This window comes from Halomonas sp. PR-M31 (assembly GCF_001039575.1).
Classification (GTDB): domain Bacteria; phylum Pseudomonadota; class Gammaproteobacteria; order Pseudomonadales; family Halomonadaceae; genus Modicisalibacter.
Map to the genome: position 1 here is coordinate 13,062 of NZ_JIBT01000012.1, position 24,147 is coordinate 37,208.

Genomic DNA, 24,147 nt, shown 5'->3' on the forward strand with positions numbered 1-24,147 from the left:
ATGAAGTCCGAGATGAAGCCCGAAATAGCCAAGATCGATGGCGATACACCTGCTCTGCGGCTCCTGTCGTTACTGGAAGTCATTGCCGAGAAAGATCAATTTTTCACCCTTCAAGGACTGGTGGAAGAAACCGGCTTACCCAAGCCGACCCTGCATCGTATGCTGCAGCAACTCGAAACTGCCGGCATGCTGCAACGTGACGGTGATAACCGCCACTACGGCACTGGCGTACGTCTGCGCCGCCTGGCCGAAAATCTATTGCTCAACAACACCGTGCAAGGCGCACGACACGCGGTGCTTGGCCAGCTCGTCAAGGAAATCGGTGAAAGCTGTAACATTACGGCGCTGTCCGGCAACGAAGTGCTTTATCTCGATCGTGTCGAAACCCAGGCCCCTTTGCGTTTTTATCTGCATCCGGGCTCTCAGGTTCCGGTGCACTGCTCCGCCAGTGGCAAGCTGTTTCTAGCCCAGATGAAACCCGCCCAGCGCAGGCGCCTGCTGGCGCATGTGTCCCTTGAACGTTTTACTCATAACACCCTCACCGATTTAAACCTCCTCGAAGATGAAATTGAACGTGTGGGTAGTGCCGGCTATGCCTTCGACGACGAAGAGTTCCTGCCCGGTCTTTTGTGCATCGCCGTTCTTGTTCCCTCCACAAAGGGCCGCTCCAATCTTGGCTTGGCGGTTCAAGGCCCCACCATGCGCCTGTCCCGGGAGAAAGCGTTGAGCTTTTTGCCAGCACTTCGCAAGGCAGCTCAATCGATCGCTGCCATTGATGCTGAAGCCACCCCGCATAGCAGTGCCTCTGCTTCCTGAAGCCGAGGCGCTGCGATACGTCTTTGCATTTGCTTATACATCATCTGATGCAAGAATCAGGTGATCTAGCTCCTTCTTCGATTTGCGATGGAAGATATGCCGGCGCGTGGCATACAAAATAAGTCCCAGTGCAGTCCAGATTAGTAGTGCGATCCAGGATGGTCCACTCAAGAACCCGGGGGATCCAGGAATCAGTAAGAGCCCTAGAAACGAAAGACTGCTGATCGCACCGAGCAATGACAAAAACTTCTTGAACGGTGATACGCAGCCCTCATAGTGCTTGCCGGCCCCCTGCTCGGACCACTTGAAGCATTTGTAAGCCACCGCACAGCAATAAAAGTAAGCGATGGCGACACCGGTAGCAGCCATGTCGACGACCCACAGCAGTGCTTCACGACCAAGCCAGGGTGCCACTAGACAAAGGCCACAGGTGAACAGGATGCCCGCGGTCGGGGTGCGATACTTCGAATGTAACTGGCCGAAAATGGAGGGCAGGACGCCAGCGCGACCTAGCGCAAACATCAAACGACTGGTGGCGATGTAAAAGCCATTGAGACCTGTGGCGATTCCCATCAACAGCGCCAATGCCAGCGCAGCCAGGCCCAGATTACCCAGGGTTGCCTGCACCATTTCTCCCGTGCCCCATACCGGCGATTGACCGACCAGCTCGGTCCAGGGCATGGCCAAGGCCGTTGCCATGACCAAGGCCGAATAGTGAACCGCCGCCATGGCGAGGGCCAATACGATCAGCGTGAATGCCTTGGCTGGGGAGAAGTCGAACTCCTCTGCCGCTTGAGGCACGCTATCAAATCCCACATAGGCCCAGGGTGCGATAGCAACGATGGAGAGTACTGCCGCCCAGGAAGACACGCCGGGTTTAAATAGCGGCTCGAGATTGCTAAAAGAAGTGCTGGGTGCCAGCAACATGCCTCCCACCACTGCAACCGCAGCGATGATCAACAATACGCAGAATACGAACTGACTCTTGCCGGAAAAGCTTCCCCCGCGAATGTTGATCAGGGCAAATAGGATCAAGGCCACGCTGGCAACCACGATCTCGCCCAGATACACGTCCCAGCCGGCAACACTATAAAGCCGCCCCACATCGACTATTTCGGGAATCAAAAACTTGCCTAGCAAGGCTAACGCCGAGGCATTCAAAGCCACTATGGACATATAGCCCAAGGTTAGAAACCAGCCGCAGAAAAAGGCATGGTTGCGCCCGAACCCAAGGTAGGCATAAGAGAACCCGCCGCCAGTGACAGGGTATATCTTTATCAGAAAGCCATAGCTCACACCGATGATGATCATCAGCACCGCGCCGATGCTCAGTCCCAACATTACGCCTATTGGGCCCGCCATCGCGATCCAGTCTGCCGGTAGAACGAAACTCCCCCAGCCAATGGCGGAGCCAAAAGCAATGGCCCATACCCAGTGCGGCTTCAGAGTTTTCTCAAGTTGTTCGCGTTGTTCCATACTGCTACTCCCGAATTGTTATGGCTTCTGCGCAATCGGTCATCCATCACCTGATAATGAGCGTAGACGCTAATACGACTTAAAGCCGACGTTAGAAGATGCCTTGAGCAAGGAAGTAGGACCAGAAGGCGAACAGGGATAGGGCCAAAAAGGAACCGGTTGATACATTATTTGGAACAAAACGTCACAGAAAATGCCAGACAGCTGTAAAAGAGGGCCTTTCCTGTGTAGCGGCCTGTTTAACAATTGACCAATGACACGACAAGTTAATGATCAAAACACTACTAAAGTCGTATCATTGCACAGCGCGTGAGAAAGCAGAAATTAAGGAAAAACGGAAAAAAACTAGTCTTAAAATATTGCACCCCAGATTTATTTAGTCTTTTTTATTAGAGATATCAAAAACTTTTAAATTACAAAAATACTACTCATGAGCTTTTTTGTAGAGGAAATTTAATATTAGGAATAATCATGCGCAACTTATACGTTTTTGAAGACGTTAAATCGGTGTAGGCATACAAAATACCGCGTCATAGCTGCCCAAGATCATTTCGATAAACGCTTCAACTTGCTTGCTCCTGATGACTAATGGCGTTCCATTTTCATCGCCAGTCTCTTTGTCGAGGATGTGCCAAAGATGACCGGCCGCTTGATGTGTTTCGACAACCAGCACAGCGCCTGACATTTTTGTGCGGCTACTGCATTTTCATCTTTCCGCCTTCCGTAAGTAGAAACCATCATTCGATGTTAAAAAAACAGTCCATTAAATAGTATTTATATTACCTCTTAGGTAAATCCGAGCATCAAATAATTAATACGTAAATTTTTTCCTATTCATTTAGATGAAAGAGCTGATGCTGAAAGGACTGTATTTGCAGCGTTTTTCTGAACAACTCCGGCCAGCAATTTCGTATTGCGTACAGAATGACTCACTCATCATACTTAACTTTTTGCTAGTTTCGAGAATGTCGATCGATGGTCACCGCACAGGGTTCCAAGGACAACAATCGTCTTAAGATAATCAACAACCATTGGTATGCCTGGCAAACGGTGCCTGCTGACCTTGATGAAACCCAGTGTTTTTATTCTCCTGTTCATGTCAATTATTCGACAATAAAGGGAAAGAATAAATCACATATTCTGCTAGCCTTTACCAACGTACTTCACCTCGATGGCGCTCAGGACTTTCATGTCGGCTTGAAAATCCTACGCCACTACAAGGATATTTTAGTCGCTGATCTTTTCATTGCCGATCACGACATTCAGAGGGTCGCCATCGTCAGTCGTATCGATTTTGGATGGCTGCAGCAGCACTGTCGGCACGTCATCGACGAGCACCCCCCCAGCCTATTTGGCTCCGCCGCAGAGCAGGATGTTGCGACCTACCTGGACAGAGCGTTTCCTTACGTACACTCGCGGATTACCTCGCCCAAGCAGCCTCCTGAAGAAGAATAGCTAGAAAACACTCTCTCTGATGCCCCTTCAGCCAATATGGCAAGACGTAAGCAGGTCGGTTTTTGTTATGCTCTGACATGGCAATGGACCTATTCGAAAAGAGGTGCGTCCGTGCCGGATATTGTACGACGCTTGTTTCCTTGTGCTTGTGAGAATGCGAGCATGGTGTCGTAGCTACCATCGAACTTCAGGAGGGATCCCCTTGAAACGTCCTTTTCGTATCGCTGTCACCGGCGCTGCTGGCAGCATCAGTAACTCATTGTTGTTCCGTATTGCCTCTGGCGACATGTTCGGCAAGGATCAGCCGGTAATTCTGCAGCTCATCGAGCGCGCCGAAGCCATGCAGGCCCTGAGCGGCGTCGCCATGGAACTCGAAGATTGCGCCTTCCCGCTTCTGCTCGGTGTTCGCCTGCACGACAATGCAGAGGATGGCTTCCGTAACGTCAGCCACGCGCTATTGGTGGGCGCCAAGCCACGTGGCAAGGGCATGGAGCGCAAGGATCTGCTGGCGGAGAACGCAGAGATCTTCAGTCGTCAGGGCCGCGCCCTCAACGATTATGCCAACCCGGACGTGAAGGTCCTGGTGGTGGGTAACCCGGCCAATACCAACGCTATGATCGCCAGCCGTAACGCACCGGACCTGTCTCCGGCTCAATTCACTGCCATGAGCCGACTGGATCACAATCGCGCCAAGGGCATCCTGGGCAACCATATCGGTGCCAACGTTCAGGACATCACCCATGTAGCCGTGTGGGGCAATCACAGTCCGACTCAGTATCCTGACGTGCGCAATGCCAAGGCATTCGGTGAACCGATCATGCCGACGCTAGACAAGAAGTGGGTCGAGGAAACCTTTATCCCACGCGTACAGAAACGTGGCGGCGAGATCATCGAGGCACGCGGTCTTTCCAGTGCGGCATCTGCTGCTCAAGGCGCCATCGATCACATGCGCGACTGGGAGCTGGGCACTCGAGACGGCGATTTCGTCAGCATGGGTATCTTCTCCGATGGCAGCTATGGCATCACCAAGGGAATCGTCTACTCCTTCCCGGTCCGTTGTCGCTATGGCCGTTATGAAATCGTGCAGGATCTGCCCATCGACGATGAAGCGCGCAAGTACATGAAGGCGACCGAGGACGAGCTGCTCGAAGAGAAATCCGCCATCGAGCATCTGCTGCCCAAGGAAACCGAGGAAGCAAGTAACAACCTGGGCGTGACCCTGCGTTCCGGCGCCAAGCGCTACGCTGACCAGGACTCCCTGGACGATAGTGAGGCCAGCGCTCTGCGTACCGATCGCATCTGATTCATTCGAGTCTTGGCCGTTCTCGCTCCTCGGTGATCCACCGAGGAGCGAATAGAGTGCGAAGCATTTGCCATAGCGCCCACAAGGCTGCCAGAGGCAGCAGCAGGGTCTCGAGTAGATAGACCACCAATAGCTGAATGAAACGCTCCACCATGCTATCGGAGAACTGACGCACGCTCAGGGTCATGTCCGCGGTGCGCTCGCGCAGATCATTCAGCCATTGTGTCAGCCCTTCTTCCTCCTCCAGCGTATCGACATCTGCCTGCTGCAGTTCCGCCGTTGCCACGTTCAAGGCCTGCTGAGCCTGCTGACGCCGCTCCTCCAGAAGTGCATCCGAGACGAACCCGACTCCGGTTATCATCAAGGGAAGCGCCAGGCGGGCGACGATAAGCACGATAACGACTCCGCGGGCCAGCAGCACCAAGCGCTGGGACAGCCCCGAAAACACCAGCGCCATCATCAATAGCAGCACGCTCAGGCTGCCAAGCACCGTTATTGCCGCACCCTCCCCCATCTCCAGCAGTACACGCTGTATACCAATTGACGCTATGGCCACCACCATGACGTCCGAATAGCGTTCCGCCATATCCTGCAGCGGCTTGAACACTTGCCCCGGCTTGACCGCAACACCGCCAATGAAAGGCAAGGTCAATTCCGCTTCCGCTGCCAGGGCGATACCGCGATCGATCAAGCGCGCAGAAGCATAGGAGGCCGCTGCCAGTGCCAAGGAGCGATCGAGGGTCGTGATCGCCGAGATTTCCGTGGGTGCCAGCACGGGGCCAAGCACGCGTCGCTCGGCGAATCCGCTGATCGAGGCCAATAGTACAAGCCCCAGTAGGACAAGCATTCCCAGACGCTTTCTGATATCGCGTCGAGACAAGATCGTCGGTCCGACAGGATTGCTCGAGTACTCAGCTTCTGGACGATGCGCCTTTATCCAACTGGTAAAAGGCAACAGCAGGCTGAGAGAGAGCAATACCATTTGCCATTTTCGCAATGACGTCCTGCGCCACCAGCGCCACGCCGCGAATGTGCCCACCACCAGGCCCAACAAAACGACATAGCTCAGTTCCGGCCAGCGCAATGTGTTCACAAGCGCTCCTAGATAAACCGCATCGAGCAGCAGAGCGATGATCAGACTCAACATAGCCATCAAACAATCCTCCCGGTGATGAATGCATCGATTGAGCGATGATAAATCAATCGAGGTCAGCGCTATGAAGGGGCACTCATACTAGGCCATTCTGATGATATCGCTCTATTGAATTTCCAAAGCCTACTTACCATGCTGTTCATACTACCCCTGCTAAAAAACCGGAACTGAAAAGGAGATAACAATGAACGACCACGTCATGCTAATTACCGGCGCTTCGACGGGCATTGGCGCGGCCACCGCCCGGGCCGCACACCGCGCAGACTACAAGCTGGTACTGGCGGCCCGCTCCACGGAAAAACTGGAAGCACTCGCCAGCGAATTTGGCCCTGAAAAGACATTGACCGTCGCCTGTGACGTCACCTCCATGGAAGATCAGCAAGCCATGGTGGACAAGGCCATGGAACATTTCGGGCGAATCGACGTGGTGTTCGCCAATGCCGGCAGGGGTGGTTCGCCCGGCGGTTTCAGCGAAGCCGACCACAAAAGCTGGCACGACATGTTGATGACCAATGTCTACGGCGTCGGCTTGACGATTCAGGCCACCCTGCCAATGCTGCGCAAAACGCAAGGTCACATACTGCTTACCGGGTCCGCTGCGGGGCGTACTACCATTCCCGGATCAATGTACAGCGCCAGCAAATGGGCGGTCACGGGTATTGGCTACAATCTGCGCGAAGAGCTGCGGGGCAGCGGCATACGGGTCACCCTGATCGAACCTGGCATGGTGGATACGCCCTTCTTCGATCAGACGCCGGATCATGCTCTGGAAGATCGCGACATCGCCAACGCAGTCATGTATGCGGTCAGTCAGCCGGATCATGTGGACGTCAACGAGATACTTATTCGGCCTACGCCCTCCCGGGAATAAGCATCTGAACAAATATTACAAAAAACATGCCCCGAATATGTTTTCGGGGCTGGCGAAATGCGCAAAAATTTCGCATGCTGAAGTTGTCAGTGGACAGGCAATGGAGCCTCATGAACGCGGTAAGACAATTGAACGGCAGCGCCTCTTTGGCCCCGTCGTCGAAGGGTAAGGGCCGTCTCGATACGAGAGTCGATGCAAGTGGCAATGTGCACGATGACGTTAGGGACATGGAAAAACGCTCTCGCCTGATGCGGGTAGTCACGCGCCGCATCGCCTTCTCGGAGCTGGACAATCGGGAAATCGCCCGTCGCGCCGGCATTCCTTCTCAGCGTATCAGCGATCTGCTCGCCGGGCGCCTGGAACACTTCTCCATCGATCAACTTCAAGCCCTTCGCGAAACCGTGGAGGATGACACCCCGACTTCCTGACCGTTATTTCTGATTGCCCTATCTTCAGTAATTTTTTTATTCGGTGCCGCATATCACGGCACCGAATAATCGCTCGTTTGAACAACGTTCACTTCAGATTTGTAGTTCAGGTTACATCGGTTTCAGGCTGGCGTTTACTAGCCAGCCAGTTGCCCCCCAACAGCACCGTGATGATCACCACACCGGCTATCTCGCTCAATAAATTGGGATAGAACACGGCTGCCGATGCCAAGGCGATCAGCATCCGGGGAATCACCGAAATACGCATGAACAGATAGCCTTCCAAGGCTGCGGCGAAGGCCAAAAGCGCAGCAATCGCGATGATCACATTCCACATCACTACCGCCACCGGGCCACCCATGATGATTTCCGGATTGAACACCATGAACAGTGGAATCAGATATAGCCCCTTGGCAAACTTCCAGGCCTGGAAGCTGGTCTCCATGGGCTTGCTGCCGGCGATGGCCGCGCCGGCAAACCCCGCCAGGGCAATCGGCGGCGTCACATTGGAGTCCTGGGAGTACCAGAACACCACCAGATGCGCGATCAAAAGCGGCATGCCGAACTCCGTGGAAAGCGCCGGGCCAACCAGCACGATCAAGACGATATAGCTTGCTGTGACCGGCAGCCCCATGCCCAGTACCAGGCTTGCCAGCAGCACCATCAGCAGTGCCAGCAGAATATTGCCCCCGGAAAACGCCATCATCATCGCCGAGAACTTGAGCCCCAGTCCGGTCAGCCCGACGATGCCGACGATGATGCCCGCCACGGCACAGGCCATGCTCACCGCCACCGCATTGCGCGCGCCCAGTTCCAATCCTTCGATCAGCCGAACAAACCCGGTTTTCGTTATCCCTTTCAGCCCCTCGGAGGTGACCGGCTGGCCCTGCTTCGGTGCGATGAACAGATACCAGATCAAGAAGCGCAGCACCGCCACGGCAATGATGGTCAGAATGGCGTAATAGCCGACCCGCATAGGGGACATGTTCATGACCAGCAGATAGACCAGCATCCCCAGGGGTAGCAGGAAGTGCCAGCCATCGCGCATCACCTGGCCCAGCTGAGGCAACTCCGAGCGAGGCATCCCTTGCATGCCACGCTTCAAGGCAATGATGTGCACGAACAAATAAACCGTGGCGAAATACATTACCGCCGGCAGAATGCTGACCTTGACGATCTCGAGATAGGGCACATTGGTGTATTCGGCGATCAGGAAAGCGCCGGCTCCCATCAGCGGCGGTGTGATCTGCCCGCCGGTACTGGCCGCCGCCTCGATGCCCCCGGCCTGGGCCGGACGATAGCCAAGCCGCTTCATCAAGGGGATGGTGAAGGCGCCGGTGGTCACCACGTTGGCAATCGCACTGCCGGAAATCGACCCCATGCCCGCGGAGGCCAGCACCGCCGCCTTGGCCGGCCCGCCCCGCTGACGTCCGGTGGCGGCATAGGCCAGATCGATGAAGAAACGACCGGCACCGGTGCTTTCCAGAAAGGCGCCGAACAGCACGAAGACGAAGATATAGGTCGCCGCCACCCCAAGGGGTAGCCCAAACAGCCCTTCCTGGCCCAGATAGAGCTGGCCGACGATGCGATCCAAACTGTAACCACGATGGGCCATGATGCCGGGCATCCAATCCGACAACCAGGGCAAGTCTCCTCGAGGGCCGGCAAAGGCATACAGGATCGCCACCACGCCGATGATGGTCATGCCCAGCCCCACCGCCCGTCGGCTGGCTTCCAGCACTGTGATCACGGCGATACAGCCGACCAGGATATCCGTCTGGTTCCAGAAACCGGCGCGGTTGATGATCTCGTCGAGATAAAAGCTCATGTAGAAGCCGGTGATAAAGGCCCCGGCCAGGAAGACGCAATCGATAATCCAGCCCAGCACACCCCGCCGGCGATGGGCGCCGAATACCGGAAACATCAGAAAGGCCATGAACATGATCAGCGCAATATGGATGCTGCGCTGATAGAAAAGCCCCAGCGGTTCGATCCCCGCCGCATAGAGCTGAAACAGGGACAGACCCACTCCCACCAGGGTGATCAGCCAAAGCACCAGCCGCGGCTGAATGACGTTGGGTGTGCCGGGATCGATGTCGGATTGTTCGGGGGCGTCGTTCATGGAAATCTCGTCAGGAAGTCTTGTTATCAGGTTGCAGACGAATGATGACCCGCTCACCCGCTGCCAGGGCGCTCAGACTGATGATATCGCCATCATGAGAGAGCCGATGATCGACGGCCATGCTGCCCACCCGCAGCAGATAGCGATTGCCGGGCACCGGCTCGTTGATGTGCTCGATCCAGTAGCCTCCCTTGCCGTCCGAGGTCTGCACCCCGCGCCCAGGGATATGGCCAAGCCCCGCCGCGAAATCCGGCTGGTGACTACGCTCCAATACCATCTTCCTCTGATGGTACCGATAGCAGTCCTCGACTCGAATACCCGTCACGGAGTGATTCCATACCAGACACCAGCGCTCCCCGGGCTGAAGAGGAATATCGACCAGCGTCTTGTCCGAGGATGACATCACCTGCAACCGGGCAGGCTCACTTGCTGCCACACCGGGTATCGATACGAGCCACGACACCAACAGCAAAAGGACGAGCACTAATGCTCGCCCCTTGGCTTTAAGCATCACGAACCACATTCAAGGCCTCAAGGACGCAGCTTGTCGGGAATCTCGGCACCGACCTCTTCGTAATAACGAATGGCACCGGGGTGCAGCGGCACCGGGGTCGCCTCGAGGCTGAACTCCACCGTGGTGTCATTGGCTGCCGGATGAATGGCGATCAGCTCATCGGTCTTCTCGAATAGCACTTTTGTAACGTCATAGGCCAGATCCTCCGGCAGGTCCGCATTGACCACCAGTACATTGGGCACGCTGATGGTCTGCACCGGCTCCTCCATACCCTCATAGAGTCCTTTTTTCAGCTCGTAGGCGGCGAATACCGGTTCGGCTTCCTGAGCCTTGGAGATTTCATCATCGCTCAATCCCACCAGACGAATATCCCGGGTGGCGGCCAGGTTGAGGATCGAACTGGTGGGCGGCCCGACGCTCCAGAAACCTGCATCGATGTCTCCATCGCGCAAGGCGTCCGCGGTCTCGTTGAAATTCAGACGCAGGGTTTCCATATCGTCATAGGTGAGATCGTTGGCTTCCATCACCGCCTTGGCATTGAGCTCGGTCCCGCTACCCGGGGCCCCTACGGAGACCCGCTTGCCTTTTAGGTCCTGAAGAGAAGTAATATCCGAATCCGCCATGACGACCAGCTGCACCGCATTAGGATAGATCGAACTCAAAGCGCGTGTGGCTTCGACCTGACGTCCATCGAACGCCCCTTCTCCCTTGTAGGCCTGATAGGCGGTATCCGCCAGCACCAAGGCAAAATCCGAATCCCCACGATAGATCAGACCCATGTTCTCGACGGAGGCCCCGGTGACTTCGGCAACCGCGCTATACCCCTCGAGATGATTGTTGATCAACTCCGCCAAACCACCGCCATAGGGGTAATAGACCCCGCCGGTACCTCCGGTGGCAATGGAGAGACGTTGTTGAGCAATGGCGGCGGGGGCTGCAATGATGAGCGACGCCGCAAGAGCAGCAGAAAGTAGACGCATGGATGTCTCCTTGAATGATTGTTATTGATACGTCTAAAAGCTAGCACGTTCGCCAACTTACACGCCAGAACGTGACGCTGCCCGTCCACATCTCTTTGGTAGGATTCACGCTGACGAGGCAAGCTTTTCAAAGCGCTTCATCCAGTGCTGATTCCGGCTAGTCATCGCTACTGAAGCGCTTACACTGAATCTATTGTTACGCCACTACGCACGCTCCGATCATGAGGAATTGATGCTGACCCTTGCCTATCGCCCTCCCTTTGCCTGGGAGCGCCTGCGCCATTTTTTGTCCCGACGCCTGATCGACGGCCAGGAATGGCTGAGTGATGACTCCTACGGCCGTACCTTTGTCTGGGGTGAGGCCAAGGGGCACTTCACCGCGACCCACGACCCGCAGCGGCACTGCTTTAACGTGGCGCTGAGCATCGATGATCTTTCCGCTTCGCAGGCGGTGGTGGACAACATTCGCCGTCTGCTGGACCTGGATGCGGATACCCAGGCTATCGAAGCTCATCTGAATGCAGCGGTTCCCGGACTGCCTTTGGTACCCGGGCTTCGCTTACCGGGCATGTGGGATCTGTTCGAGGCCGGGGTACGAGCCATCCTGGGTCAGCAGATCTCCGAGCTTGCCGCACGCCGCCTGGTGCAGACTCTGGTGGATGCGCTGGGTGAGCCCCTGGGAGAATCCTTGGACGACCAGCGTCACTGCTTTCCCACCCCGGGCAGCATCGCCGCCAGCGATCTGAGTTTCCTCAAGATGATCAGCGCTCGTCGCGATACCCTGCGCCGCTTCGCCGAGTGGTATCGGGACAGCGAAACGCCGGAGGATACGACTCAGTGGCTGGCGCTCAAGGGCATCGGTCCCTGGACCGTGGATTACGCGCGGCTGCGCGGTATCAGCCACCCAGACATCTGGCTAAGCGGCGATCTGGTGGTGAAAAAGAAGCTGCACGCCTTGAATGACGCCGACCCGGATCAGGCTGCCCCTTGGCGCAGCTACCTCACCCTGCAACTGTGGAATCACTGACATGTACCTCGACTATCTGACCGCCCCCGAAGGCTCACCGCTTGGCTTTTTGCAGATCCAGGCTATTGAGGCGGGCATCACCCACATCGACTTCGTGGATGAGTGCTTTGAGCCGGTCAAATCTCACCCGCGGATTGACGAGTGCAAGACCCAGCTCGAGGAATATTTTCAGGGTCAACGCCAGACCTTCGACGTGCCGCTGGCGCCTGAAGGCACTGTCTTCCAACAGCGCGTATGGAGGCAGCTGCGTGCCATTGCGTTTGGTGAGACCTGCAGCTACGCAGCGATCTCGCAAAAGATCGACAGCCCCAACAGTCATCGCGCCGTAGGGGCTGCCAATGGTCGCAACCCTGTATCGATCATCGTGCCCTGTCACCGGGTGATCGGCAGCAATGGCCAGCTGACCGGCTATGCCGGTGGCTTGGCCCGCAAACAGTGGCTGCTTTGCCACGAGCAGGCGCATCGAGAATTCGCCCTGCAGCCATCATGAGTTTTATACACAACGGTTATTAATTAATTACTTTCCTAACGGTCCTTGACCAATGTCAAGTCCCGTTCCGCCTCCTAGGTTGATACTGGCGCCATAACATCAATCTCATTTGTAAAGTGGTGCGCCCACAGCGCGTTGCTTTACAACGTTCCTTCAACCCCTGGAGGCGTTATGGATCCTATTCGCCGCTCTCTCCTTGGCCAACTGGCAAAGCTTACCGCTGGAGCCGCCCTGGTGCCGCTATCCAGCGTGGCTCATGCCGGTATCAATGAGCAGCCCCCGCGCCGCGGAGGCGACCCGGAAAAGCGCTACGGCATGCTCATCGATCTGCGTCGCTGCATCGGCTGCCAGGCCTGCACCGTGTCCTGTCATATCGAGAATGCCGCGCCACTGGGCAATTTCCGCACCGTGGTCTCTCAATTTGAAGTCGAACACGAAGAGACCGGAGAGCTTGCCACCTTCATGCTGCCAAGACTCTGCAATCACTGCGAGAACCCACCCTGCGTGCCAGTCTGCCCGGTACAGGCCACCTTCCAGCGTGAAGACGGCATCGTGGTGGTGGACAGCGATCGCTGCGTCGGCTGCGCTTATTGCGTCAACGCTTGCCCTTACGATGCCCGCTTCATCAACCCGCGCACCCAGACCGCGGACAAGTGCACCTTCTGCGCCCATCGTCTGGAAGCGGGGCTCTTGCCCGCCTGTGTCGAATCCTGTGTCGGCGGTGCCCGCATCATCGGCGACATGCGCGATCCGCAAAGCGAGATCAGCCAGTTGATCGAAGAACACCGGGACGAGCTGATGGTGCTCAAACCGGAAAAGAACACCCTGCCCCAGGTTTACTATCTGGGCATGGACGAGCGCTTCACCACCCGCCCGGACGGCATCAAGCCGGCCATCTGGGATGTCGCCAACCAGAACGGCAAGGAGATCGGTTATGAATTCCATGGCCATTGAGATGCTGGTCCCGCGCTATGGGATCGCCTGGTACCCTTGGGCGGTACAGTATTTCTTTCTGATCGCGTTGTCCTACGCCACGCTTTGGCTGGCGGTCCCAGGGCTCATTCTGGGTAAGAAGGCCTGGATGCCCACCGCCCGCATCGCCATGCTGGCCTGTGTCAGCACCACCCTGGTGGGACCGGTGGCACTGCTCGCCGACCTGCACCAACCCTTGCGTTTCTGGCACTTCTACGGCTACCCGACGCCTTGGTCCTGGATGTCTCTGGGTAGTTTCGTCCTGCCGCTGTATCTGGGCGCCGTGGTGGTACTGGCCTGGATGAGCTGGCGTCCGGCACTCAAGGAGCGCAGCCAGGCAAGCGACGGCTGGTTCTCTAAAATCGCCGGTTGGCTCTCCTGGGGACACTGGGAAATACCGCGTCCGTTAATGGTGCTGGTGGGCTTAGGCGCTCTGGTACTATCCCTTGGCATCATGGTGTATACCGGTGCCGAGGTGGCCATCGTTCGCGCCCGTCCGCTGTGGAATACCTACTGGCTACCGTTTGCCTTCATGGCTACCGGCTTCATCGGCGCCGCAGGATTGGTGATGGTGCTCAACCGCATCAGTCAGGCACGCAATGTCATAATCAATCGTCAGATGTTCAGCGTCATGATTGGCGCCTGCATCGCCATGGGCTTTGTCGCATTGACCTGGTTCCTGGACGGCATCAATGCGGTGGACGGCTCCGTCGCCATTGCCATGGACTCCATCAAGGATAGCGAACAGTGGCGCGCTACCGCTCTATGGGGCGGCATTGCCGGTATCACCTTGTTCGTCATTGCCATCATCCTGCGACTACGCGAGCGTCTATGGGGTTGGGGCTGGCTGGTTGGTCTACTGGCTCTGCACGTGGCCTGGATGTTCCGTTGGGTCGTGTTGATGGATGTACAGACCGTGGCCCGCAACAGCGCCGGCTACCACAACTATGACATGGCCTTTGGTTCCTACGGCCTGATGGGCATTCTCGGCACCTTCGGGCTCTGGATCGCTGCCATTCTGCTCATCGATCTGTTCATTCCCTGGCGCGGCAACGAGGCCCGGGCGATTACTAATAAAACCTCTTCCTCTTCTGACATATCTACAGGAGCGCCTAGCCATGGATAAGTCACGTCGTCGTCTTCTCAAGGGCGCTGTCGCTGCTGGCGGTGCCGCCACCTTCGCCGTCGGCTATTCCGGTCCGCTGATCAAGATGGGCAAGGGCGTTACCGGCAGCGCCGGCGAGACACCCAAGCACAACATCTATGGCAATGCCCTGGCGCCGGAATATCACGTCGATGCCAAAAGCGGCGAGTTGACGCTAAATCCGGATCAGCGCACCGCCTTCACTATCTGCTATGGCTGCACCACCAAGTGCGGTGTGCGGGTCCGGGTGGACAACAACACCGACGAGGTACTGCGGGTCATCGGCAACCCCTATCATCCGCTCTCCTCCGAGCCGCACCTACCCATGAAGACCCCGGTCGCGGAAGCGTTGAGAAGCGTCAGCGGTTATCAGGGCCAGGGGCTGGCAGGACGCTCCACCGCCTGCGCCCGGGGCAATGCCATGATGGCCCAGATCACAAGCCCCCATCGCATTACCGACTGCCTGAAGCGGGTTGGCGAGCGCGGCAGCCACCGCTGGGAGAAGATTTCCTTCGAGAAACTGATCGAGGAGGTCTGTGAGGGCGGCGATCTGTTCGGTGAGGGCCCGGTGGACGGGCTGCGCGCCATTCACAATCACGACGAGTTGATCGATCCGGAGAATCCGGAGTACGGCCCCAAGGCCAATCAGCTACTGATGATGGAAGCCACGGACTACGGCCGCTCGGCGCTTTTGAAGCGTTTCGGCAACAACGCCTTCGGCACCCGTAACTACGGCCACCATGGCTCTTATTGCGGCCTGGCATTCCGCATGGGCTCTGGCGCCATGATGGACGACCTGGCCAAGAACGCTCATACCAAACCGGACTACGCCAACGCCAAGTTCGCGCTGTTCATCGGGACCGCGCCAAGCCAGGCGGGCAACCCCTTCAAGCGTCAGGGTCGTCTGCTGGCGGAAGCACGCTCTCTGGGCACGCTGGATTACATCGTCATCGATCCGGCACTCAATGCCACCGCTTCGCACTCTTCCGTGGAGCGCAGCCGCTGGATTCCCATCCGTCCGGGTACCGATAGCGCCTTCGCCATGGCATTGATTCAATGGCTTCTTGATCATGAGGCCTATGCGGCGGACTACCTGGCGATTCCGGATCAGAAAGCCGCTGAAGCCGCTGGTGAAGTGGGATATACCAACGCCTCCCATCTGGTGATCGAAAGCGAAGAGCATCCGCGCCGCGGCTATTTCCTGCGCCGTTCGGATATTGGTGACGCCGAGCCGGATAGCGATGGCGACGACTTGCTGGTCGTCGATGCCAACGGCCAGCTTTTGCCGGCGTCCAAGGTATCCAAGGCGGCGTTATTCGTCGAGCGCGATATCGAAGCCGCTGAAGGCACACTGAAGGTCAAGAGCAGCCTGGCCAAACTCAAGGAAGCCGCGGGCGAGCGTTCCCTGAAAGAATACGCAGAGCACTGCGGCATTCCCCAAGAGCAGATCAAACATATCGCCGAGCGCTTTGCCGCCTATGGACGCGATGCGGTAGCAGACTGCCACGGCGGCATGATGTCCTCGAACGGCTTCTACGCCGCTTACGGCATCCAGATGCTCAATCTGCTGGCGGGCAACATGAACCGTCGGGGCGGGTCCGCTCATGCCGGTGGCAAGTTCAACGGCATGTCCGATGGACCGCGCTACGATCTGGAAAGCTTCCCGGACATGCGCGAGCCCAAGGGCGTTTTCCTCTCCCGCTCACGCTTCCCCTACGAGAAGACCTCGGAGTACAAGCGCAAGGTAGCGGCGGGCGAAAACCCTTATCCGGCCAAGGCCCCCTGGCGCTCTCTGGCGCCACCGGTACTTACCGAGCATCTGGCCTCCGCCCTGGATGGCTATCCCTATACGCTCAAGGCGATAATCGGCTGCATGGCCAATCCGTTTTACGGTCACGCCGGGGTCGAATCGATGATCATCGACAAGTTCAAGAACCCCAAGAATCTAGGGCTTTACGTGGCAGTGGACGGCTTCATCAACGAGACCAATCGCTACGCAGACTACATCGTGCCGGATTCGGTGATGTATGAAGTCTGGGGGTTCACCGGCGCCTGGAGCGGCGTACTCAGCAAGACGACTACCGCTTGCTGGCCAATCGTGGAGCCGCGTCAGCAGAAGACCGAAGATGGCGAGCCGGTGAGCATGGACAGCTTCTTCATCGCCGTGGCCAAGCGCCTTGGCCTGCCGGGCTTCGGTGACAACGCCATCCCCGGCGCGGACGGCAAGATGTATCCTCTGCATCGCGCCGAGGACTACTATCTGCGTGCCGCCGCCAATATTGCGTTCATGAACCAGCCACTCCCGGCGGCGGATGAAAGCGATATCCTACATGGCGGCGTCCAACCGCTGTTGGAAAAACTCGAGCGTACTCTGCCAAGCGAAGAACAAGGTCCGGTGGCCTATCTGTACGCCCGGGGCGGACGCTTTCAGGACCACGACGAGATTTATGTCAAGAACGACAAGCTCAGCAATGCCTGGACCAAGCCGCTTTGCGTCTACAACGAGCAGGTCGGTACTACCATCGATAGCCAGAGTGGCAGGCCTCTCACTGGCACACCCTGTCTGAACTTACCGCAGCTCAGCGACGGTCGTGGACTGCGTGAGGTGTTCAGCGAGAACGACTGGCCGCTATTGGCCTTCTCCTACAAGTCCAACATCATGAACTCCTACGCCATCGGGCTTGAGCGGCTACGCATGATCAAACCCTACAATCCGGTGCTGATGCATACCGAGGATGCTCAAAAACGCGGTATTTCTCATGGCGATACCGTGCGCATCAAGAGCCCCGGCGGCGAAGTGATCGGGCTGGCCCTGGTCACGGACGGAGTCATGAAGGGCTCACTCGGTATCGAGCACAGCTACGGCCACACTGAACTCGGCGGCAGCGATCATGTAATCGACGGCGAAACGATGGAAGGCGTGGAATGGGTGCGCGCCGGAGTCAACATCAACGATCTCGGTTTTGCTGACCCCACCCGCGAGGTGATGGGCACCTGGCTCGAAGGCGTCAGCGGTGCCAGTATTCGCCAGGGATTGCCGATCGAGGTCAGTCGTATCGCAGAAGAAGCATGAGATGTTTTGAAGTAGCTTCAAGGCGGCCCAAGGGTCGCCTTTAAGTTTGTCTGGCTTTGCAATTTTCGGGCTTTCGCAAATTTGCCATACTGACGCCATCTAAACGATCAGCGACCCCTGACCCATGCCACACCTGATTACTCATCGTCCCCGCGTGTCCGCTCTTTCCTCGAAAAATTCGCACAGTCGTGCTCACGAGATATGGCAGACGGTTAATGCCTTCAGCTACAAGCTGGGTGGGCTTTGCTTTCTAGTAGGCAGCATTTTCTTCTTCCCGGCGCTCTCCCAGTATCTGGCAGTTGGCGACTGGCTGTTCTTCATCGGCTCGATTCTCTATCTGATGGTAACCGGCCACGATCTGCTGGAAGTCATCAAGTACTGGCGGTATCACAACACGGACACCTTCGCCGATCATATCGAGTTCGTCACCGCCTGGTCCTACGTGCTGGGTTCGGCGTTATTCATTGTTGGTAGCCTGTGCTTTTTGCCTAGCATCGAGGCGAAGACCCCTGGCGCCTGGAGTTTCATCATTGGCTCGGCACTGTTCGTGACTGGCGGCTTCGTCAACATCATGCAGATCGTCGAGGCACCGTCTCAGCTCTATATGGAGCTTTTTAACATCACCGTGGCTCAATTCATTCTGGGCTCCGGGCTGTTTGCGGTGGCATCGATTCCTTATCTGTGGCAGCTCAGCGATCCCGCGGACAGTCTGGTGACAACCCTCGCCGCCTCGCTCTTTTTGTTCGCTAGCATCTTGTTCTTCCTAGGCGGCATACTCATCTACTATCGCAAGCTAGTGAGCAAGAAGCTGCTGGACTTTTGTCACGCCAACGGACTTGGCACCATGTTCATCAGCTCCCTGCGCCAGGAGGACGAAAGAGCGCGCAAAAAAGACGCCGCTTCGTCCTGATGAGGTTTTACAGCGTCCAGGCATCGCTATTGGACAATGATCGTACGTCGCTTTGCCGTATCAGCGCGACGAATGCTAGGACGTTGCAAAGCGGATCAGGGCGTGACGCGTCGTCCAGAAAGCCACCAGAAAGGCGTGGGGAACGGTCAGGGCTGCCAGGCCCCAGAACACCACGCGAAAGGCGGACACCGTCAGCGGCATCTCGAAGGCGTGAATGCTGTCGAAAGGCATTGCGAACCACAACCAGATAGCAAGCGCCAAGGCAACGGTAATAAGCGTGGTAAACGCGGCACGCCCCGCCACATGACCAAGCTTTTCCGTGATGCCCTGCTGGCGCTGATCCGCCAGCAGCAGTAGAAAATGGCGCATAGCGTGCACCATGCAAAAATAATAGGCGAAGGCCAGCAGCGGCGGCAGTAGAATCATTGCCGCGGCCAGGGCCAGCAGTTCCAGCATGAAGGACCAGGGCCGCGCCGCGCCTGCCAGCAACAGACCAAACCCCGCCAGCCACAGCAGCGCTCCGATCTTGCCGACGACAAGCAGCATCGGCAGTACGATTTCCGGCGTCTGCCACAAGAGCCAGGCGAAAAGCGCCGCGCTCTGCTGGGGATGTCCGAGCAAAGGGCCCAAGATCACCAGGCTGCCGCTGAGCCAGGCGCTCCAGTTGCGCCCCTCGAAAGGCAGGAACAGAGCATCCGTGAAGCTGAAGTGCCAGATTGACAGCGCGAGAAAAAGTACCAGCGCCAGCGTCGGCATCCACCAGATCAGCGCGATGAACGCCACGATCAGACCAAGATAGCCCGCAAGCCACAGCCCCACGCTAATCGAGGTTTTCCGGCTCAACACCTTGAGCAGCAGGGAGTCGGCGCCCCCATGGGGCAACCCGAGGATCACGACGGGAAATATGATTAGCCAGAACTGGGCGACCAGAGGCGGCATTGCAACCGTCGCGCTCGACAGTGCCAGCACCAGCGCGACGACGCTGACAAGCCGACGATGACGCGGGGCTGGATCAATAACAGTAAATCGATGCGGATGTGCAGGCATAGCAATTCCCTTTCTATGCAAGCAAGGCATGGGGTTGTCTCTGGTTACCGCACACGCTTGGCGTGACATCAATTAAAAAGCGATTGGCAAGCATTTGCCAATCGCTCTGTACGAATCAATCGACCATCACAGGGTTTATCCGTATTGACGCGCCCCAGAGTACTGATTTGAAGAATGCTGCGTGCCTTTTCGCACCGCACTGAGCGCGACGAAGCCAAAACCGACCTTGGCACACACATCGAGGATCAGATAGAGCCAGCTTTCCAGCGTCAAGGAAATGATCGAGAAGCCGGAAGAGCCGATCAACCACACGATGGGGTAGCAGATCCAGAGCACGGTCAAGATGGTCGCCATGGTCTTGAAGGTCGAGCCATGAATACCGTCGTGCGCCTTTGCCTGCAGTGGCACCCAGATCATGTAGAGCATGGCAAGGAAGGCCACCATGCTGATGATCCACCAGTAGTAGTTGTAGGGCGCATTGGAGAAGTCGCCGACCAAGCCGGTCAGAATCATGTAGACATCCGCCGCTACCAGTGCAAAGACCAGAGTGCGAATCTTGGCAATGCTGTCGCTTGCCATCATGGCAAGACTTGCCAGCAAGATGGGTGTGGTAATCAACCAGTCCGTGTAGCGGGCGAAAAAGACGTCGCGTCCATCGAACTGGACATGACCTTGACCCAGCGCCATGGCGAAATAGTTGGCAAAGGCAACGAAGACGATCGTCATGGCAACCACGCCGTGATGATGCTGATCCTTTGGGGTACTGCGCGTCATCATCCAGAATACGATGCCCGCAGCCAGCATAATGATCGAACCGATAACGAACGTGATTTGTACACTTGCAGACATTGAAAACTCCTTTTCGAATGCCAGTTTCAGAGGGGGGTTAAAGCGTTTCCGGGCGGTTGTGGATATGAATCCATTAAATCCAACAATTAAAAATTAGAAAACACATTCCTTTGTTTCAAGTTATTAAATGTTACTAAAACAGAAACCTCACGCTCTGAATCTTTCATTCCTCGACCCCGCAGCGTTGTATCTCTCGTCGTCGTGGCGGAAGAAGGCATTCCGCTCTGCGGTGAGACCGCCTGAATCACTTCATGCAGACGATGCAGGTTGATCTGCTGCGGCACCAACAGGCTGCGCCAGACCAAAGGCTAGGTATCGAGCAGTTCGATGCGTAAATGCGTATCAGACATGATTCCTCCTTTGCTCGTCATCGGCTTCGTTTTCGCGTTCGAGCAGTGTCGCAGATGTCACGAGGATGCTCGACCTCACACTTGACGAATCGGACCGGGATATTGCCCCACCAGATCATCCATCTTCAGCAACAAAAAACCTTCAAACTCCGCCTGGGCAACAAGAATCCGATCGAATGGGTCCCTGTGGATAGGCGGCAAGTGAGCGACGCCAAGTGTATGTTGCGTTGTGATCGGCAGCTCCCGATAACCATTCTCGATCAGGCCACGCCGAAGTAGATGGGCATCCACGTTAAAATCCGGGAGCTGCGACCCATTCTTTATGACGATTTCCCAGATACTGGCAGCACTGAAATACAGGATATTGTCGTGTGCTTTCATAAGCTCCAGAGCCTCGATAGACAACCGCTGCGGCTCTCCCGCCGCCTGGAGCAGGATATGCGTATCGAGAAGGAGGTTCAGGGCTGCTCTCCAAATAGTTCGGAAATGTCTTGCTCACCCATGCGATCAAAGTCTTCAGGTACTTTGATTTGCCCTTTCAAGAAACCCAGGCGGCGTTCCTTACCCGGTTCGGGACTATCGATGGCGATGACACGGGCCAGTGGCTTACCCGCTTTGGCGATAATGAAAGGCTCCCCCTCCGCGGCTTTTTCCACGAGCTGCGACAGGCGAGTTTTAGCATCGTGCATGTTCACGATTTTCACATACAACCTCTTGCAACTACCGTAGCCCTGTTCCAACCGGGCTAGCATGATTTTCGAACCTATTTTCTGCCTCTATCTCGTCATAGCCAGACAACTGGTTCAGTCATCAAGCATCTGATGAATGATCGCGCCACGCAGGCCACGCTCATCTGCCCATAATTTGCCGAGGGTGATCGGCAACTTGAAGCGTCGCCGACCGCCGCCGCCGGGATTGAACAGCAAGCGGCCACCCTGCCACTCGTTGCGTGGCTTGTGGGAATGGCCATGCAGCACCGCATCGCAAGGGGTGTTCGGATCGAAATCGGCGATGTCATGCACCAGATGCAGCCGCCAGCCATTGACGATAAGATCCTGTGTCCAGGGAATATCCTCGGCCCAGTCCTGAATATCGATATTGCCCCTAACGGTAAATAGCGGCGCCAATTCGGCAAGCCGTTCGAGAATGAACGGCTTGCCGATATCACCGAGATGCAGGATCAACTCGCAATCTTGAAGCAGGATCAGCGCTTCGTCACGCAGCGTGCCGTGAGTGTCGGCGATCACGCCAACTGGTGTCGCAATTTTGAAGTTCGGCACGCTCATCGATTATTCCGGCAGGTCGGTGACCGCCCCCGTCGAGGCGGAACTCACCGTCCTGGCATACTTGGCCAGCACACCCCGGGTATAGCGCGGTGCGGGTTGTTTCCAATTGGCGCGACGACGCTCGAATTCCTGCTCGTCGATATGCACGTCGATGGTATCGGCTTCGGCGTCGATGGTGATCTCGTCGCCATCCTCCACCAGCGCCAGTGGCCCGCCCTCGAAGGCTTCCGGGCTCAGGTGTCCAACCACGAAGCCGTGACTGCCGCCGGAGAAACGCCCGTCGGTGATTAGCGCCACATCGTTACCCAGCCCCTGACCCATAATCGCCGAGGTCGGGGTGAGCATCTCGCGCATGCCCGGGCCACCCTTGGGGCCTTCGTAGCGAATCACCACCACGTCACCGGCTACCACGTCGCCGGCATTGATGCGCGCCTGGGCCTCTTCTTCTGAGCCGAATACCTTGGCTCGACCGGAAAACCGCGTGCCTTCCTTGCCGGTGATTTTGGCCACCGCACCCTCTGGCGCCAGGTTGCCGTAGAGGATACGCAGGTGGCTCTCATTCTTGATCGGTTTGTCCAGGGGCTGGATGATCTGCTGATCGCTCGGATAAGGGGCAACGTCCACCAGGTTCTCCGCCAGCGTCTTGCCGGTGACGGTCATGCATTCGCCATGCAGCAGGCCGGCATCGAGCAGCATCTTCATCAACGGCTGAATACCGCCGATGGCGACCAGCTCACTCATTACATAGTGGCCGCTCGGGCGCAGATCGGCGACCACCGGCACCCGCCGACCAATACGGGTGAAATCGTCCAAGGTCAGTTCGACGCCGACGGCGTTGGCCATGGCGATCAGGTGCAGCACCGCGTTGGTGGAGCCCCCCAGGGAAATCACCACGGTAATGGCATTCTCGAAGGCTTCGCGAGTCATGATGTCGCTTGGCTTCAGATCGCGCTCGAGCAGTTCGAGTACCGCAGCACCTGCGGCCCGGCAGTCGTCATGCTTGTTCTGGGAGACCGCATTCTGGGCCGAGCTGTTGGGCAGGCTCATGCCCAGCGCCTCGATGGCGGAAGCCATGGTGTTGGCGGTATACATGCCGCCACAGGAGCCAGGCCCGGGAATCGCCGTTTCCTCGATCTGCTTGAGTTCTATCAGCTCTATGTCACCCTTGGCATGGGCGCCCATGGCCTCGAATACCGAGACCAGATCGGTATGATTCTCACCGGGCAGGATGGTGCCGCCGTAGACGAACACGCTGGGCCGATCGAGCCGCGCTAGCCCGATCAAACAACCCGGCATGTTCTTGTCGCAGCCACCGATGGCCACTATGCCGTCAAAACCCTCGCAGCCGGCCACGGTCTCGATGGAATCCGCGATTACCTCCCGAGACACCAGGGAATACTTCATACCCTCGGTGCCGTTGGCGATGCCGTCCGAGATGGTAATGGTATTGAAGATCACGCCTTTGCCGCCGGCGTTATCTGCGCCTTGACGCGCATCCTCGGCCAATACGTTGATGTGGCTGTTGCAGGGCGTGACCTGACTCCAGGTCGAAGCGATACCCACCTGTGGCTTGGTGAAGTCCTCATCGTTGAACCCCACCGCCCGCAGCATGGAACGGCTGGCGGATTTGCCAATGCCATCGACGACTTGACTGGAATAACGACGACGCTTGTCCTGCTGTTGCTCGCTCACGGCCTGCGCTCCACGGTAATGTGATTGTGAAAATTGATTCTGTAAGCAAGCGCTGGCGGTTGCAACAACCAGGTACGCCTTGGCAGGTCAGTTGATGATCGGATGAGTGGTAAACATGCTAGGGCCTATTGACGTTTCATTCACGGCCGCGCTGGCGCCAGTTTTTATTCGGGGCAAGGCAGGAGGAGA

The 24,147-nt window shown here is 57.0% G+C and carries 22 protein-coding genes; 11 read left to right on the forward strand and 11 right to left on the reverse strand.

Going from position 1 to position 24,147, the window contains the following annotated elements; all coding sequences use genetic code 11:
- The first annotated feature begins 12 nt into the window (after nt 1–12).
- A complete protein-coding gene (locus CH74_RS04390; protein ID WP_216594713.1) occupies nt 13–816 on the forward strand; it encodes an IclR family transcriptional regulator in 804 nt (267 codons plus the stop codon).
- A gap of 33 nt (nt 817–849) precedes the next feature.
- Here CH74_RS04390 and CH74_RS04395 read toward each other — a convergent pair whose 3' ends face one another.
- Entirely contained in the window at nt 850–2,292 is a 1,443-nt protein-coding gene (locus CH74_RS04395) for an APC family permease (protein WP_048306253.1), read from the reverse strand.
- 975 nt (nt 2,293–3,267) lie between these two features.
- Here CH74_RS04395 and CH74_RS04405 point away from each other — a divergent pair.
- Entirely contained in the window at nt 3,268–3,747 is a 480-nt protein-coding gene (locus CH74_RS04405; RefSeq protein WP_048306255.1) for a hypothetical protein, read from the forward strand.
- 202 nt (nt 3,748–3,949) lie between these two features.
- Nucleotides 3,950–5,050, forward strand: a complete 1,101-nt coding sequence (locus CH74_RS04410) for a malate dehydrogenase (RefSeq protein WP_048306256.1) — start codon at nt 3,950–3,952, stop codon at nt 5,048–5,050.
- A 1-nt stretch (nt 5,051) separates the two neighbouring features.
- On the opposite strand, the gene CH74_RS04415 is transcribed toward CH74_RS04410, so the two are convergent.
- Nucleotides 5,052–6,203: a hypothetical protein gene (locus CH74_RS04415; protein WP_053070627.1), complete on the reverse strand. Its 1,152-nt coding sequence runs from the start codon at nt 6,201–6,203 to the stop codon at nt 5,052–5,054.
- 184 nt (nt 6,204–6,387) lie between these two features.
- Here CH74_RS04415 and CH74_RS04420 point away from each other — a divergent pair, with 184 nt between their 5' ends.
- Nucleotides 6,388–7,074: an SDR family oxidoreductase gene (locus tag CH74_RS04420; protein ID WP_048306257.1), complete on the forward strand. Its 687-nt coding sequence runs from the start codon at nt 6,388–6,390 to the stop codon at nt 7,072–7,074.
- Between the two features lie 110 nt (nt 7,075–7,184).
- The gene (locus CH74_RS18135) at nt 7,185–7,502 is read left to right on the forward strand and encodes an XRE family transcriptional regulator (protein WP_082140289.1); all 318 of its coding nucleotides are present in this window, start codon (nt 7,185–7,187) and stop codon (nt 7,500–7,502) included.
- A 106-nt stretch (nt 7,503–7,608) separates the two neighbouring features.
- Here CH74_RS18135 and CH74_RS04430 read toward each other — a convergent pair whose 3' ends face one another.
- Genes CH74_RS04430 through CH74_RS04440 form a run of 3 tightly spaced genes read right to left on the reverse strand, consistent with a single transcriptional unit; the run spans nt 7,609 to nt 11,118 of the window.
- Nucleotides 7,609–9,624 (reverse strand): TRAP transporter permease, encoded by a 2,016-nt coding sequence (locus CH74_RS04430; protein ID WP_048306258.1) that lies wholly within the window; start codon nt 9,622–9,624, stop codon nt 7,609–7,611.
- 10 nt (nt 9,625–9,634) lie between these two features.
- Entirely contained in the window at nt 9,635–10,108 is a 474-nt protein-coding gene (locus CH74_RS04435) for a DUF1850 domain-containing protein (RefSeq protein WP_253272943.1), read from the reverse strand.
- Nucleotides 10,109–10,155: 47 nt separating this feature from the next.
- On the reverse strand, nt 10,156–11,118 hold the full coding sequence (locus tag CH74_RS04440) for a TAXI family TRAP transporter solute-binding subunit (RefSeq protein WP_048306259.1): 963 nt from the start codon (nt 11,116–11,118) through the stop codon (nt 10,156–10,158).
- 232 nt (nt 11,119–11,350) lie between these two features.
- Here CH74_RS04440 and CH74_RS04445 point away from each other — a divergent pair, with 232 nt between their 5' ends.
- The 6 genes from CH74_RS04445 to CH74_RS04470 all read left to right on the forward strand — a co-directional run bounded on the left by CH74_RS04445 (nt 11,351) and on the right by CH74_RS04470 (nt 18,734).
- Nucleotides 11,351–12,145 (forward strand): AlkA N-terminal domain-containing protein, encoded by a 795-nt coding sequence (locus CH74_RS04445; protein WP_053070629.1) that lies wholly within the window; start codon nt 11,351–11,353, stop codon nt 12,143–12,145.
- Between the two features lies 1 nt (nt 12,146).
- Nucleotides 12,147–12,635, forward strand: a complete 489-nt coding sequence (locus tag CH74_RS04450) for a methylated-DNA--[protein]-cysteine S-methyltransferase (protein WP_048306260.1) — start codon at nt 12,147–12,149, stop codon at nt 12,633–12,635.
- 171 nt (nt 12,636–12,806) lie between these two features.
- Nucleotides 12,807–13,589, forward strand: coding sequence for a sulfate reduction electron transfer complex DsrMKJOP subunit DsrO (dsrO, locus tag CH74_RS04455; RefSeq protein ID WP_048306261.1), 783 nt, complete (start codon nt 12,807–12,809; stop codon nt 13,587–13,589).
- Entirely contained in the window at nt 13,570–14,733 is a 1,164-nt protein-coding gene (gene nrfD, locus CH74_RS04460) for an NrfD/PsrC family molybdoenzyme membrane anchor subunit (RefSeq protein WP_048306262.1), read from the forward strand. Before dsrO ends, nrfD begins: the two co-directional genes overlap by 20 nt.
- Nucleotides 14,726–17,824: a molybdopterin dinucleotide binding domain-containing protein gene (locus CH74_RS04465; protein ID WP_048306263.1), complete on the forward strand. Its 3,099-nt coding sequence runs from the start codon at nt 14,726–14,728 to the stop codon at nt 17,822–17,824. The genes nrfD and CH74_RS04465 overlap by 8 nt, the downstream gene beginning before the upstream one ends.
- A 124-nt stretch (nt 17,825–17,948) precedes the next feature.
- Nucleotides 17,949–18,734, forward strand: coding sequence for a YrhK family protein (locus CH74_RS04470; RefSeq protein ID WP_053070630.1), 786 nt, complete (start codon nt 17,949–17,951; stop codon nt 18,732–18,734).
- Between the two features lie 75 nt (nt 18,735–18,809).
- On the opposite strand, the gene CH74_RS04475 is transcribed toward CH74_RS04470, so the two are convergent.
- The 6 genes from CH74_RS04475 to ilvD all read right to left on the reverse strand — a co-directional run bounded on the left by CH74_RS04475 (nt 18,810) and on the right by ilvD (nt 23,958).
- Complete coding sequence (locus CH74_RS04475) at nt 18,810–19,781, reverse strand: Brp/Blh family beta-carotene 15,15'-dioxygenase (RefSeq protein WP_048306264.1); 972 nt, start codon at nt 19,779–19,781, stop codon at nt 18,810–18,812.
- Between the two features lie 135 nt (nt 19,782–19,916).
- Nucleotides 19,917–20,630 carry a bacteriorhodopsin gene (locus tag CH74_RS04480; protein WP_053070631.1) on the reverse strand — a complete coding sequence of 238 codons (714 nt, stop codon included), beginning with the start codon at nt 20,628–20,630 and terminating at the stop codon, nt 19,917–19,919.
- A 425-nt stretch (nt 20,631–21,055) separates the two neighbouring features.
- The gene (locus CH74_RS04485) at nt 21,056–21,457 is read right to left on the reverse strand and encodes a type II toxin-antitoxin system VapC family toxin (RefSeq protein ID WP_367379090.1); all 402 of its coding nucleotides are present in this window, start codon (nt 21,455–21,457) and stop codon (nt 21,056–21,058) included.
- Entirely contained in the window at nt 21,439–21,684 is a 246-nt protein-coding gene (locus tag CH74_RS04490) for a type II toxin-antitoxin system Phd/YefM family antitoxin (RefSeq protein ID WP_048306266.1), read from the reverse strand. The genes CH74_RS04485 and CH74_RS04490 overlap by 19 nt, the downstream gene beginning before the upstream one ends.
- A gap of 99 nt (nt 21,685–21,783) precedes the next feature.
- The gene (locus CH74_RS04495) at nt 21,784–22,266 is read right to left on the reverse strand and encodes a metallophosphoesterase family protein (protein ID WP_048306267.1); all 483 of its coding nucleotides are present in this window, start codon (nt 22,264–22,266) and stop codon (nt 21,784–21,786) included.
- A 3-nt stretch (nt 22,267–22,269) separates the two neighbouring features.
- Nucleotides 22,270–23,958, reverse strand: a complete 1,689-nt coding sequence (ilvD, locus tag CH74_RS04500) for a dihydroxy-acid dehydratase (RefSeq protein WP_048306268.1) — start codon at nt 23,956–23,958, stop codon at nt 22,270–22,272.
- Nucleotides 23,959–24,147 lie beyond the last annotated feature (189 nt).

Coding starts and splice junctions, on each gene's coding strand:
- CH74_RS04390 (WP_216594713.1), top strand. CDS start 13: ATGAAGCCCGAAATAGCCAAGATCGATGGCGATACACCTGCTCTGCGG.
- CH74_RS04395 (WP_048306253.1), bottom strand. CDS start 2,292: ATGGAACAACGCGAACAACTTGAGAAAACTCTGAAGCCGCACTGGGTA.
- CH74_RS04405 (WP_048306255.1), top strand. CDS start 3,268: ATGGTCACCGCACAGGGTTCCAAGGACAACAATCGTCTTAAGATAATC.
- CH74_RS04415 (WP_053070627.1), bottom strand. CDS start 6,203: ATGGCTATGTTGAGTCTGATCATCGCTCTGCTGCTCGATGCGGTTTAT.
- CH74_RS04420 (WP_048306257.1), top strand. CDS start 6,388: ATGAACGACCACGTCATGCTAATTACCGGCGCTTCGACGGGCATTGGC.
- CH74_RS18135 (WP_082140289.1), top strand. CDS start 7,185: ATGAACGCGGTAAGACAATTGAACGGCAGCGCCTCTTTGGCCCCGTCG.
- CH74_RS04430 (WP_048306258.1), bottom strand. CDS start 9,624: ATGAACGACGCCCCCGAACAATCCGACATCGATCCCGGCACACCCAAC.
- CH74_RS04440 (WP_048306259.1), bottom strand. CDS start 11,118: ATGCGTCTACTTTCTGCTGCTCTTGCGGCGTCGCTCATCATTGCAGCC.
- CH74_RS04445 (WP_053070629.1), top strand. CDS start 11,351: ATGCTGACCCTTGCCTATCGCCCTCCCTTTGCCTGGGAGCGCCTGCGC.
- CH74_RS04450 (WP_048306260.1), top strand. CDS start 12,147: ATGTACCTCGACTATCTGACCGCCCCCGAAGGCTCACCGCTTGGCTTT.
- dsrO (WP_048306261.1), top strand. CDS start 12,807: ATGGATCCTATTCGCCGCTCTCTCCTTGGCCAACTGGCAAAGCTTACC.
- nrfD (WP_048306262.1), top strand. CDS start 13,570: ATGAATTCCATGGCCATTGAGATGCTGGTCCCGCGCTATGGGATCGCC.
- CH74_RS04465 (WP_048306263.1), top strand. CDS start 14,726: ATGGATAAGTCACGTCGTCGTCTTCTCAAGGGCGCTGTCGCTGCTGGC.
- CH74_RS04470 (WP_053070630.1), top strand. CDS start 17,949: ATGCCACACCTGATTACTCATCGTCCCCGCGTGTCCGCTCTTTCCTCG.
- CH74_RS04475 (WP_048306264.1), bottom strand. CDS start 19,781: ATGCCTGCACATCCGCATCGATTTACTGTTATTGATCCAGCCCCGCGT.
- CH74_RS04480 (WP_053070631.1), bottom strand. CDS start 20,630: ATGTCTGCAAGTGTACAAATCACGTTCGTTATCGGTTCGATCATTATG.
- CH74_RS04495 (WP_048306267.1), bottom strand. CDS start 22,266: ATGAGCGTGCCGAACTTCAAAATTGCGACACCAGTTGGCGTGATCGCC.